The 13,094-nt window shown below is 45.8% G+C and carries 11 protein-coding genes and 1 pseudogene; 4 read left to right on the forward strand and 8 right to left on the reverse strand.

Going from position 1 to position 13,094, the window contains the following annotated elements; all coding sequences use genetic code 11:
* Positions 1–15: 15 nt before the first annotated feature.
* The 8 genes from L3Q72_RS22115 to L3Q72_RS22150 form a co-directional block, all read right to left on the reverse strand.
* On the reverse strand, positions 16–2,196 hold the full coding sequence (locus L3Q72_RS22115; RefSeq protein ID WP_275132723.1) for a heavy metal translocating P-type ATPase: 2,181 nt from the start codon (positions 2,194–2,196) through the stop codon (positions 16–18).
* Positions 2,197–2,571: 375 nt separating this feature from the next.
* The gene (locus L3Q72_RS22120) at positions 2,572–2,814 is read right to left on the reverse strand and encodes a hypothetical protein (protein WP_275132724.1); all 243 of its coding nucleotides are present in this window, start codon (positions 2,812–2,814) and stop codon (positions 2,572–2,574) included.
* Positions 2,815–2,846: 32 nt separating this feature from the next.
* On the reverse strand, positions 2,847–3,860 hold the full coding sequence (locus L3Q72_RS22125; protein WP_275132725.1) for an ATP-binding cassette domain-containing protein: 1,014 nt from the start codon (positions 3,858–3,860) through the stop codon (positions 2,847–2,849).
* Complete coding sequence (locus L3Q72_RS22130) at positions 3,857–4,555, reverse strand: GTP-binding protein (protein WP_275132726.1); 699 nt, start codon at positions 4,553–4,555, stop codon at positions 3,857–3,859. The genes L3Q72_RS22125 and L3Q72_RS22130 overlap by 4 nt, the downstream gene beginning before the upstream one ends.
* Positions 4,552–5,814 (reverse strand): ABC transporter substrate-binding protein, encoded by a 1,263-nt coding sequence (locus tag L3Q72_RS22135; RefSeq protein WP_275132727.1) that lies wholly within the window; start codon positions 5,812–5,814, stop codon positions 4,552–4,554. The genes L3Q72_RS22130 and L3Q72_RS22135 overlap by 4 nt, the downstream gene beginning before the upstream one ends.
* Before the next feature lie 10 nt (positions 5,815–5,824).
* On the reverse strand, positions 5,825–6,247 hold the full coding sequence (locus tag L3Q72_RS22140) for an Rrf2 family transcriptional regulator (RefSeq protein ID WP_275132728.1): 423 nt from the start codon (positions 6,245–6,247) through the stop codon (positions 5,825–5,827).
* A 171-nt stretch (positions 6,248–6,418) separates the two neighbouring features.
* On the reverse strand, positions 6,419–7,621 hold the full coding sequence (locus tag L3Q72_RS22145; RefSeq protein WP_275132729.1) for a putative manganese transporter: 1,203 nt from the start codon (positions 7,619–7,621) through the stop codon (positions 6,419–6,421).
* 206 nt (positions 7,622–7,827) lie between these two features.
* Positions 7,828–8,412, reverse strand: a complete 585-nt coding sequence (locus tag L3Q72_RS22150; protein ID WP_275132730.1) for a TMEM165/GDT1 family protein — start codon at positions 8,410–8,412, stop codon at positions 7,828–7,830.
* A 148-nt stretch (positions 8,413–8,560) separates the two neighbouring features.
* On the opposite strand from L3Q72_RS22150, the gene dmeF reads away from it, so the two are divergent.
* The 4 genes and pseudogenes from dmeF to L3Q72_RS22170 all read left to right on the forward strand — a co-directional run bounded on the left by dmeF (position 8,561) and on the right by L3Q72_RS22170 (position 12,936).
* Positions 8,561–9,460, forward strand: a complete 900-nt coding sequence (gene dmeF, locus L3Q72_RS22155) for a CDF family Co(II)/Ni(II) efflux transporter DmeF (protein ID WP_275132731.1) — start codon at positions 8,561–8,563, stop codon at positions 9,458–9,460.
* Between the two features lie 8 nt (positions 9,461–9,468).
* Entirely contained in the window at positions 9,469–9,885 is a 417-nt protein-coding gene (locus L3Q72_RS22160) for a MarR family transcriptional regulator (RefSeq protein WP_275132732.1), read from the forward strand.
* Between the two features lie 6 nt (positions 9,886–9,891).
* Positions 9,892–10,683 carry an EcsC family protein gene (locus tag L3Q72_RS22165; RefSeq protein WP_275132733.1) on the forward strand — a complete coding sequence of 264 codons (792 nt, stop codon included), beginning with the start codon at positions 9,892–9,894 and terminating at the stop codon, positions 10,681–10,683.
* Between the two features lie 354 nt (positions 10,684–11,037).
* Positions 11,038–12,936 (forward strand): annotated as a pseudogene (locus L3Q72_RS22170) (TonB-dependent receptor).
* Positions 12,937–13,094: the final 158 nt, after the last annotated feature.

Genomic DNA, 13,094 nt, shown 5'->3' on the forward strand with positions numbered 1-13,094 from the left:
TTTCAGGTGTATCATCTAATCGCGGCTTTCTTCCGTCTCCGGGCTATTGATTGAAGCCGCGTTAACAACAGAGAGCAGAGTGGTGCAGTTGTGTAGCAGTGCTCCGGCTACGGGGGATATGATACCGCCTGTTGCCGCCACCAGAATGGCAAGATTGCACCCTATAGCGATGGAGTAGCTTCTTTTTATGGTTTCTTCCGTCGCTTTTCCCAGCTCAAGCAAATAGGCAACATCACCGAGACACTCTTTTCTCAGGACAATATCGCTGTATTCAATACTGATATCTGTACCACCATCAGCAACAGCAAAGCTCAAATCAGATACTGCAAAAGCCGGAGTATCGTTTACGCCATTACCTACCATTGCTATTACAGAGTCGTTGTGTCTATTACGGTAGTTGGTTATCCATTGCGCTTTATCTTCAGGGCTTTGCTCCCACAGAGTTGAATCAAACCCTAACTCTTCTCCCAGATATTCACTATTTTCCCGGGTATCTCCTGTCAACAGAGTCAACTGCCTGATACCAAGTGCCCGTAGTCTTGCAAGGCCTGCTTTGGTATCCGGGCGTAGGGGATAACCAAGTGTGAATAGCGCCAGAGGCTTTTTATCTGCGATAAGGCAAATGACATTCTGCCTCTGTTCTGCCAGTTCGGCTAAAACCGTTTTTGATGCGTATTGCTGATACTTACTCAGAGCGGCGGGGCGTCCCAGAATAATTTCTTTTCCGTTAATGGTGGCTTTGCCGCCTGCGTCCAGAGGTTCGAAATCTTCGCACTTCAGCAAGTCAAGTGTCCGCTTTTTAGCAGCTGTAATTACGCCGGCACCTAAGGGGTCGGAACAGTATTCCTGAAGGCTTGCCGCAATCTGAATGAGGCTATCTTCCTTGAATCTATGGTCCCGGATATCAATGGAAAGTAATTCAGTTTCCGGGGCATTCAGTGTTCCGGTTTTATCAATACCGATAGCATCACATTTTGCGGCTATTTCGATAAATTTCCCGCCCTTAACCAGAACGCCGTCTTTGATAGCTCTGGTCATTGCGGTGCTGACGGCAACGGAGGTGGAAAGTCTGAGCGCACACGGACAGGTTATAATCAGTACCGACATGGCAAGCAGAAAATTACCGCTGAATAACAGGATGCCGCCAAATAGCGTAAGCGATACAGGAGCGATAGTCCGGGAAAATTTTTGGCTGAAAATTTGCAGGTCACCTTGCTCATTTTCCGCATTTTCTATCATACGAACGATAGAAGCGAGTCTGGTTTCTTCACTATTTTTCTCTACGCGAACATGCAATTTCTCATTAATAAGCAGGGTTCCGGCAAAAACCTCATCCCCTGTTTTTTTCTCTACAAGAGCGCTTTCACCGGTTAAGGTTGCTTCATCGACAAGTCCATTACCGTCAATAACAGTGCCATCAACATAAATAGCTGAGCCGCCATGCACGACAATAATATCGCCCACCTTGAGTGCGCTTACTTCGGTTTCAACTTCAACACCATCACAGTACAGCCACGCCTTTTCTACGTCCTGCGTTAGCATTTCACGAACGGTTTGCCTAGTCTTTGTCTTGATTCTGCTTTCCAGCCATCCGGCCAGGTTGTAAAGCCAGAATATACTGTAAGCTGGTAATACTGAACCAGTGAAGAGAGAAACGTACAAGAGTCCGGTTGAGATTAACCCGGTATCCAGTCGCTTTGTTTTTTTCAGGTTTTCAATGGCCTCTCGTTGGATAGGGTAGGAGATAGCCAGAGTTGCAGCAGCAGGAAAGCTGAAAAGCCCGATATTTGAGGATACTGCAGCAAACAAGGTTCGTTTCAGGGTCAGATAAAGCAGGTAGGCTCCCGATGCAATTAGAGTTACTCCGGAAACATGATTTTTCTTGTTACTTGATTGTGAAACTTCAGCAGGGATTGATTTTTGTGCTACCCCGGAAGTGAGGGCCTTATCATGAACAGGATTGTCTTGCAGAGCATCATGAACTGCGGCTGCAATCATAGATGGTTCAATGCTTGTTTTGGGGTGCAAAAGGATAACAGAGCCCGTTATAACCCGGACTTCGGCCTTTACTTTAAGGGCTGAGCTATTGAGTATTGACTCCAGTTTTCGGCAGGTTTCAGCCTTACCTCGCAATGCCTTGAACTGAATCCGGCTGCGATAAGGTGTCTGGTGACGAATCGTAAACTGTAAGCCCATAACCACTCCACTTTTATATGTTATATGTCCGTATATGTAACACCTGCAGTGAAATGGCTCCATTGATCTCTATCAATTAAAAACACAGTTATGGTATTGTCTGGTTAACCTTGATGTTTTTGTAGTGCTATCATCCGCCCCTTGCTTGAGCACTGTTAATTAAAATTATTATATAAATTTTTCAATTGAACTTTTTTCTTCATCATTCCTCACATTTGGGGTGATCTTTCTGGCTGAACTGGGAGACAAAACTCAGCTTGCTGTTTATTTGTCTTGCCATGTTGTTACTTTCAGATTTGTCCTGAGCTTCATAAGCTATAGGTGAACTTACGAAAGGGAAAGACGTTTCCCCTTTCGTAATAAAGTGTTTAAAACTTAATATCCCACTCCGGCAGACTGCACATTATCAGGATCAAAGGCGTGACACGGGGTAACCGCATGCACTGCACCACATTCAGGGCAGGACGCCTCAAAGGTCTCCATCTCAAACGGCTTATCGCAGTTTTTACAGTTCAGAGTCAGCGGCATAGGCATTGGCTGAGAAGAAAACCCCATCATACGTACTTTATCTACTACCTGCTTACCATCTTCAAACTCAGCTGAACATCCGTCATGCATAATCTTTTCCTCTATTGCTCATATTTTTATGATTAATTGTCTATCAGTGTAAGTGAATCCCCGAAACGGAGCTGATTTCTGTAGCCCATTAAGGTTTGATCCAGTTGTTCAAGCGTGCTTAATAGTTCACGCTCTTCATCTGTTGTTTCCAGAACTCTGGCTATCCCGCCGTTCTTTATGACCAGACGCTTGTCCGCCATTAGTGCCAGAATCGGGTCATGGGTTGCCATCAGAACAATCTTATCTTCTGACAGCAGAAGCTTCAGCGCTCGCTTGCGGTCGATACCAGCGTTTTCTATCTCGTCAATCAGTACGATTGGTGTACTGCTCAGGATTGCGGTATCGGCAATCATCAGAGCGCGGGATTGCCCACCGGAAAGGCTGGTGATAGGTGTATCGGCACTGAAAGGTTCACCTGCCAGTTCATTAGCTTCAGCAATAATGCGATCAACGATATTGTCTGCGTCCTGGACCAGGCGGCTTTCGGCGTGCAGAGAGACGAACTCACGAACCTCCAGATCCATCACAAAGTTCATGTTCTGTGATAACTGAGCCACCAGTTTTTTAGAGCTGGAGAAGCGCCATGAGTTATCAGGCGTATCGCCGTTAATAAGAATTCGTCTTCCGGTTGGTGTATCGGACTGGGCGACCCATTCGATGTCCCCAAGCAGCCGGCTTTTCCCCGAACCTGTGGGGCCAACGATAGAAATTACTTCACCGCTTTTTATCACTAGTGAATCAAACCCTTCTGGTGTTCCGGATTTATCTGTACCGGGAAGCAGTGTGATGGAGCGAACCTCATCGTCTTCACCGAGAAACATCAGCATCTGATTGATAAAATCTGTGATCTGCCCGGTAAGTGCCAGAGGATCTATCGCCTTCTCTTCCTGTTCAAGCCGGTTAAATCGGGCAAAATATTCAGGCAGTCTGCACTCTTTTGCGTCACTGATATCCAACCGGTTGTCATTGAAGAAACTTTCCAGGAACGGGTAGTCCTGCAAAAGTGAGCCGATGCTACGCTCTTCTATCTGAGTACGCTCAATCATGCATCCCCCTCCATATCTATCTTGCGGACATTACCCATCTGGTAGTTGTCACCGATACGGGTTTCGCCAAGGCAGTATGAGCAGAGTGCGGATGGCATAGTAAATCTCAGCTCGCTGCCGACCAGAGTTTCGACGGCTTTTTTATCCTCGTGCAACAGGGTGCTCAGTTCGAAGCAGCCCTGTCCGGTTAGTCCGTTGATGTGCATAATGGTTGCTGCTGGGTTAACCAGGTTCACTTTGGAGGCAAACACCTCACGCTCCGCCTGACTAACGATATCACCTTTGGTAATAACCACGATATCGGCTGATTTCAGCATAGGACCAATTTTTTTCGGGGTATTCACTCCGCTCAGGTTATCTATCACGCACACGGCTTTGATCTCTTTTACATAAGGAGAGCAGCGGTTACACAGACCAGCCGATTCACTGATTAGCAAATCCATCTCTTCCGACAGACCCCAGCGGACAATCTCTTCAATATTACTGACAAAGTAATGGTCCGGGCACATAGAGCCGGAAAGCCCTTTTTTAACCGGAATACCAGCCTTTTCATACAGAACATCGTCGTCGGTATACAGGCAGTCGAACTTAACCACTCCAATTTTCAGGCCACGTTCTCTCAGGGCGTTGGCGGTTTTAAGAATGACCGCTGTTTTACCCGATGAAGGAGGACCGGATACGGTTACCAGATTCATGAACAGCAACCTCCGCTACAAGTTTTTTGTGCCCCTTGGGTTGCGCCGTTAAACAGGCCTTCGCAGTGGGTAATCAGTTGTGAAAGGTCATGCTGCTCAATATAGTCCCAGCCCAGCCACATAAATGGACTGTTCTCCGGAAGCACATTGGATACATTCGGGTTGGTGCTGGGGAAAAGCCCCTGAACCGCAAGCAGGTTACCTACCTCTTCAGAAGCAAAGAAATCCACAATTTCTTTCAGTTCCTGCGCTTTAGCGCTTTTGGCCAGCATAAAAATAGGACTGATAATTGAGCCGTCTTCCGGCCAGACTGCCTGCAGCGGACCGCCTTCTTTCACCATTTTTGAGAAGAAGTAAGGCATGATAGTAACAGCCGGTTTATTCTGCTTAGGCTGCTCATCACTTCTGACCATCTGGGCAGGGTGCATGGACTCAAGTAGGCTACGCCCGAGTGCCTGAACACCGTTATCACCGTATTTCTTATGAATATTCAGCAGGATGGCGTTAAAAAGGTCAAAATCGGATACCGGAAGTGATACGCTGTTTTCAAATTTTGGATCGAGCAGGTCTTCCCATGAACGCGGTGCTTCTCTGTCTCCCAGCTCTTCTGTATTGACCAGGAACAGCGACGGAACCACGGAAATAATGGAATAAAGCCCCTGCGGGTCTTTGATGTCAAGATCGCTAAAATCTACATTGTATTGTTCAATATCTGTCAGATCTGTAAATACACCCTCACGGCGGAAACGGCCAAAGCGCTGTTTGTCGAAAAACATATCAAAGCCGGCAGACATAAACAGATCCGGCAGCTTATCCGGGTCTTCAACACCATCGATATTTTTTTGAACCCAGTCCAGCCCCATAGAAGCGGCTTTAAGCTCATGGTTAACTTCTGCTTTGCCGGATTCTTTGCGGCTGTTCAGATAAGCGTTCCACTTTTCCATTAAGGGAATCCGAACCGGGCAGGGTAAGATACCAACCACGTTTAGCCCGTCCGAATTAACGGGTTTTAGTTTATCCTGATTCAGAGTGATATCGGTATCATCGGAGCTACGGCTGATGGCTTCTTCCAGCAAACGGATAAAGGAGTCCAGATCCATCTTTTTCATACTTACGGCGGCATTCAGGGTGATACTTTTGCCTATGGTTGTGCGCTTTGCTGCATCTTCCATCTGAGGGAATCCGTTGGATACGAATACCGGAATGGTCTCTGGGTATTTTTCAGTAATATCAAACAGGGTACTTTGTTGATTAATCATCTTATTAGCCTTATCTCCGTTCTTTATCTGCGGAGTTCAGATCAGTAATAGTGGTGTTCTTCAGCGTGTTGTAGACTTCCAGGTTCAGTTTATGTATCCGCCCGTCAAACATGCAGTCGTCGAAAGGGCAACATGAGCGCCCCAGTGGGCAGGCGTTCATATGAATTTTTTCCTGAAACAGTTCATAAACATCAAGAAAAGTCAGTTCATCCGGTGAGACAGAAAGTGAAAATCCACCTGCAGGACCGCGGGTTGAGTTTACCCAACCTTGTTTCTGAAGTTTTCCGAACACTTTTGCCAGGTGGGCTTCGGATGCAGACAGGCGCTGAGCTGCTGCTTTAACGCTCAGGCGCTGTGGTGCCTGCTGGGCAAGCAACCCTAGCCCATGAATCGCCAGCGATGTGCCTTCAGAAATATTGATTAGACTATTCATGATTTTGTATATTAAGGTATTCTGGTACTGGAATACCTAATTAAAAACAAACCTGACTCATAATGCAATAGCCCTATGGTGTTATTCAGCTAATTTGAGTTTTTTAGCTGAGAAAGTGCTACCAACTTTATTGTTGAAGACACTAAGTTAAGTCTGGCGCCAGTTTAGATCTCATATTTCGAAAAAAAAGTAGTAACCGTAGCCTACGAAAAACGCTGGAAGAGCAGAGTAAAAGGTTGCCACCAGCGCAGCCTTCGGTGCTAATGCCAATGCAGGGAACAGGGCATCTCCATCGTTGGATATGGCATTAGCTAACTGAGCCGATAGTGGTACAGCTCCAGAAATATAAAGGCTTGTAACCAAAATTTGTGGGCCGCAACCGGGCAACAACCCGATGGTAAGACCAGCCAGAGGCAGCCAAATACCCCAGTGAGAAAACAGGGCTGATAGATTGATCCCTGCAAAGCTTGTAGCCAATTCAAAAGCCAGGAAGGCCATCACTACCCAGGCTGTTACAAAGTTAGTATCCTGAGCCGTTTTCTGTAGAGGGTGAGAGGCAATGCATTTCTTATCTTCTGATACCGAGGACTCATAGTCTTCAATCTCTTTGGTTAGCGCCCATAGGGTCATACAGATAATAATGAGAATTGCACCTATCCACTCTATGGTCATACCGGGTAGGTTCAGCGCTTCGTTCACATCAACCTGAAAGGAGCCCATAAAGGCGATAATAGTCGCAGGAATCAGTAACAAGCGCCATACTTTACCTTGAAGGTTGATGGCCATCTGCTCTAAACGAGTAGGTCTTGAACTGTTATGCCTGGTAGCGCCCCCAGTTAAGTTTGTAGGGCGCAGAAAATCGTCCTGGTGAAGGGCATTGACACCCCAGCCTGTAATCGCACCGACAACAACGCCTGTCGCTACGACAGCCGAACCAATATCTGGCTTACTGGCTAGCAATAAGAATGCTGCATCACCCATAGTGGCGGTCAAAACAGCGACTACTGCACCAAATCCGACCCGGCCACTGATAAACTGGGTAGTGACAATGATAGCCCCACCGCAGCCTGGTAGCGCCCCCAGTATCGCAGCAAATAGCACCTGATAGTTTCGTGAGTAGCTATAAAGCCGAACGATGCCGTTGTCTCTGTTTATAAATACTGAAAAATAATGGTAAATCGCCAGAGTAAAGGCAACGTATGCCGACACAGCCCAAAAGGCGTCAGAAAGCGCATTAACCGCCAGGTCTCTAGTTGGATCAGCGGCAATAAGCGTAAGCATAACAATAGGCAACAAGGCTCTTCTATATTTGGGCTTGAACTGTGTATTGGTTATCCAGCGTGTGAGGGTATCGCTAATCTGTGTTGGAACCATTGTCTACTTGAACTCATCCTAAATGATAATGATTATCATTCTAGCTGCTTACTGCTCAATTTCAAGTAAATATACTAAATGTGACTAGTTTGAATGGGTTTATTTGAGCAGACTCACCTAAAACAGGGCTTTCGCGAGCCTTACCAAGATAGACAATACTATTCACCTAATGGCTCCGTATTACCTATAGATGCTAGAAGTGGGAGTCAGTACAAATCTGAAAGTAGCACTATGGCAAAACTAATAAAAAACAGGCCGCTTATTTTGTGCAACAGGTTAATATTGAGTCGCGCTAACAGCTTACGACCCGCAAATATTCCCATCAGGGAAGTCGTAGCTAAGGCAAAAGTTGCGCCAAGCCACACTAGCAGAGGCAGATGCGTTGTGCTCATGGTCACTACGGCTAGCTGAGTTTTGTCACCCAGTTCGGCAAGAAAGATCAACATAAAGGTAGTAATCAATATACTGCGTGTAGTTATCTTCTTATTAGCCTGAGAATCTTCTTCGTCCTCTCTGGCGAGTAACGAATGCAAACCGAACATTATAAATAAACAAGCAGCAGCAATGGTAAGCCAGGTTTCAGGGATAAAGCGAGATAAGCTGCCACCAACAGTTACTGCCAGAATGTTAAGTAGGGAAAACGCCGTTATCGCGCCAATTGCGACAGGTTTAGCCTTATGCTTTGAGGCCAGGGTCATACATACTAGCTGACTTTTGTCACCGATTTCAGTAAGAAAAATCATTCCAAATGCAAGAAATGATGAGGAAAAGAATTCAAGTGTGTGGTTCATATAGTGGTTCTGGTTACATGCTCAACTGGAGGGGCGCGATGATACCATAAAAATCTCAAGGTTGAACGATGTAACATATTGACTATGTTTGATGGTCAAACTATAGTTTATTGCAAATAATTTGATAATCAAACAATGTGGTAATGTTATGAATACAGCAATCGGACATCAACACGACTTTACTTCTCATAGTCAGCGGGGTGAAAAACGAACTCTGTATGTTCTGCTGCTCACCGTCACCGCAATGATTGCAGAGATTGTGGCAGGTACTCTCTTTGGCTCTATGGCGTTACTGGCAGATGGCTGGCATATGGGAACACATGCTGCGGCTTTCTGTATTACTCTTTTTGCTTATCACTATGCAAAAAAACATGCATACGATGAAAGGTTTTCATTTGGCACAGGCAAGGTAAGCGTCTTAGGAGGCTATACCAGTGCGATAGCTCTGGGCATTGTGGCTCTGCTGATGGTGATTGAGTCTGTACACCGCCTGTTTAATCCTCAGGCGATTCAGTTTAACGAAGCGATAATGGTAGCCGTTATCGGTCTTGCTGTTAACCTGGCCAGTATGTTTTTACTTCATGAGCATCATCATGACCACGGACACGGTCATTCGCATGAGCGTCACCAGCATGATCATCACGACCATAATCTCAGAGCCGCTTATATGCATGTACTGGCAGACGCTTTAACCTCCATTCTGGCGATCGTCGCTTTGTTATTTGGTAAGTATTACGGCTGGAATTGGCTGGATGCGCTAATGGGAATTGTTGGTGCGCTTGTCATAGGTAAGTGGACTCTGGGTTTAATGAAGCAAAGTGCTCCTATTTTGCTGGACGAGAATATCGAGAAGGCCTACATGAAAAGAATTAAGGCTGCTCTGGCTCCATTTGCTACAGTTACAGATATTCATGTATGGAAAGTCAGCGGGCATCACTATTCCGCTGCGGTTACGTTAGTATCTAATTGCGATAAAACCGTGGACGAATATCAACAAATTCTTTCACAGTTTGATAAGATCCGACATCTGACTATTGAAGTTCACTAAACGCCATTATGCAAAAACTAGAAAAACTGAGCCAAACGCTGACAGAATTTTACGACAAGATGTCCTCATGGGAGCAGTCTGTGGTCAGAGAAACCGGGTATTCTCTGGCGCAGGTACATACGATTGAGGTACTGGGTATTCACGGTGCTCTGAGAATGAAAGAGCTGGCACAGAAGCTGGGAATTACAACGGGCACTTTGACGGTTCAGATCGAAAAACTGGTTAATGCTGGTGTGATTGAGCGGTGTGCTCACCCTAACGACCGCCGGGCTATTGTGGTAAAACTGACTGAAGAAGGGCAAAAAATCCACCACCATCACAATCAGTTACACCTGGATCTGGTACAAGATCTTACAAGAGATCTGAAGCCGGATCAGGAAGATGTGCTGCTGACATGTCTGGAGAAAATGAATCAGGAGTTCTGAGCTATTATGGACGCATATGAACAGGAACAGCTTGCTGAAATTGAAAAATGGAAGCAGGAAGAGCCCGGTCTGGCCAGCCAGACACTTTCTACTGTTACTAAACCTCTGTCATGGCTTGCCTCAAAGGTCATACCTACAACGCTTGTCCAAAAGGCGATTGATGGGTTTGATTCCATTTCCCAGGGCTCACTTAATTCCAAAGATATATTAAAAGAGGCTAAGGTTTCCTCTATAAAAGAGTTGAGACACAAAAACCTTGAGGAGTGCGACGCCCTGGCCAAAAGCGTCCATAACTGGGCGAACGGTATGGCCGGAGCCAGTGGTGGTGTTTTTGGTGCTACCGGGGTGGGCGGAGTTCCTCTTGATCTGGCTACACTTATCACCCTTTCCTTAAGGACCATTCATAAAGTCGGCCTCTGCTATGGGTTCGAAAACCTGAATCAACAGTTTGTGCTGGGAGTTCTGGCTGTATCCAGCGCAGGGAACAGAAGCGAAAAAAGAGAGTCGCTTGAGTTGGTCAGGGAGGTGGAGCAAGTGGTCATTTATGAAATCAGTGAAGATGCTGTGCGCGATACCCTGATATCTAAAGCTGTTAGTAAGAGTGTATTTAGTGCCCGTGGAGTCAGCAAACAGCTTGGTCAATATCTGGCACAACGCAAGTCACTGCAGGTTGTTCCCGTGGTTGGTGGTGTAGTTAGCGGCGTGAGCAATATCTCTTTTGTTTCCGATGTTGCCTGGGCCGCCCGGCGTATCTGCCAGGAGATGTGGCTGATTGAAAACGGTCGTCTGGATCCGTAGAAACCGTAAATACTAAATAGTAACTTCCCGAACCCTGTCGGTATAAATCCCCACAATATAGGTGGTGAATAAGGCGGCATTATCTATACTGATAGATGACACAGTAAGGCATGTGTTATGTCTTTCATGGAGGTTGCCATGGACGGAAAATCCCGAATTAACGGCAATTATATCTTGAGTTGTTTGCTATTATGTTCAGCCTTATTTGCAACGATGTTACCTTTCGCTATAGCCAAAAATGATAAAAACATTGGCCTGTCACAACTCCTTCAGTTATCTCTGGTAGAATTGCAGCTTATTGAGGTTTATACCGCCAGCCGTGATTTCACCTCTATCGAAGAAGCCCCATCTGTGATGACGGTCATCACTGCAGAACAGATTAAACGGCAGGGCTTGAAATCCCTTAGTGAGGTACTGGAACGTATTCCCGGATTCTTTATGGATTACCGTAATAAGGTATTGCCTTCATATGTTTACCACCGCGGGGCATTGACCGGTAATAGCAGCGGGGTCTTGTTTCTTTTAGATGGTGTGCCGCAAAACTTTCAATATGCTTACGGTATCGATTCGCAGCACATTTTTCCAAATCTATACCATGTTAAACGTATAGAGATAGTGCGGGGCTCAAGCTCAACATTATGGGGTAGCGATGCATCCACTGGTGTTATCAATATCATAACCTATGACGGCAGCGAACTGGACAGCCTGGCCGGGGAGTATGGCACCTTTAGTGCCACTTATGATCATCAGTTCAGGGACAATCGCCATATTACGAACCTAAATTGGGGCAGGCGGTTTGATCAGGGTGATGCAATGTTCAATATCACCTATAGTGAAAGCGATGCTGACCTTATTGGCCACAATAACAGTTCTTATGTAGGTTGGGATGCTTTGCGGCCCAGTCATGATATCCATTTCAAAGGCTCTTATCAGGATCTGACTCTGTTGGCCCGTCATGCCAGGCTTGCTTATGCTGGTACTCAGTTTTACCTTCATGACACCTATGTTCCGGAATTAGACAATGATGTTGTCGGCGACCGCAGGATGGAGATAGAGTCATTAGGAATCGCGCATAGCTGGCAGCTCAATGACGCCTACAGCCTTGAGGCTTCGGCTAACTACGTGGGACAATCGGTGGGAAGATATCTGACCGTAGCTTATTTTCCCTCTCTTTCGAACGACCAATATCTCGGTGATGAGTTTGCGGAGAAAAAATATTTCTCTGATGTGATTGTTCGCCATCAGGCTGATGACTGGCGAAGCAAAGCGGGAGTGCACTGGAGCCTGATCGATTTTGCCGGCAATGCTGTAACACAGGCGGAAAGGTTGCCGGGGATCGAGCGCGCATATGCTTTTTTTGCAGAGACAGAATACCGGGGCTTTGATGATCTGGCACTAACTGCGGGGGTTAGAGTCGAGAGAAATGATTTGCGTAGTGACAGTACCGATGTGATGCCTCGTCTTTCAGCGATATATCACCTGTCTCCCGACTGGAATCTGAGGTATGCCTACAGTACAGGTATCGTTCGTCCTCAGCGTGTATACAATGTTGGTGATGGCTGGGTACTTTTCACCGTAGATGAAACAACAGGTCAGAAAATATATGCTTCAGGTACCGATACTTCGCAAACGACAACGACCAATGAACTACAGCTTAACTACCAAACCGACAAACTCAATGTAGCTGCGACTTTGTTTTATGCTGAGGCTAAAGACAGTTTCACCTGAATAGGAAGGGATGCCACTGCTCCACCCGATAGTTTTAATAGTTACCAATATTGGTACGGTAATATCGAGAAAATACGTTCACGTGGTGTGGAGCTGGAGTTAGCCTATCTGCCCACTGAATATCTGCGCTTTTATGGCAATCTAACCTACCAGAATGCAGAGTACGCTTCGCCTTATGCTACAACATTAGGAGGCGCAGAAAGATTTGAAATGTTTGAAACCGGCCAGAGAACCTTGCGAACTCCGGATACTATGTGGAATCTGGGTATTGACTACGACGTGACAAATCAGTTTTCACTTAATGCACATTACCGGGGTTTCAGTGGTGTACTCATTTCTGCTGATGAAGAAGAAGGTACCATCGATTACCTTGATCTCAACCTGAGATACCTGGATGCCTTTGTAAAAGACAGTGAAGTTTCCCTTTATGTTAAAAACGTATTTGATAATCTGGATCATCGAGGCTCACGAGGATTTAGTGAGGCAGGGCAGGAGTGGGGAGTTAGTTTTACTCTGAGTTTTTAATACTTTAAAAAAATACAAACTAACGCCATGAAGCAATAACTCTATGGCGTTATTTTAATGGAATTTGTTGATTTCTATTTTTTATCAATAAGTTAATTGCTTTGGAGGGTTATAAAAGTCATTTACGCCATTTGACGCATTAAAGACCAAATTTTAAG

The organism is Vibrio sp. JC009, from assembly GCF_029016485.1.
In the GTDB taxonomy this organism is placed as follows: domain Bacteria; phylum Pseudomonadota; class Gammaproteobacteria; order Enterobacterales; family Vibrionaceae; genus Vibrio.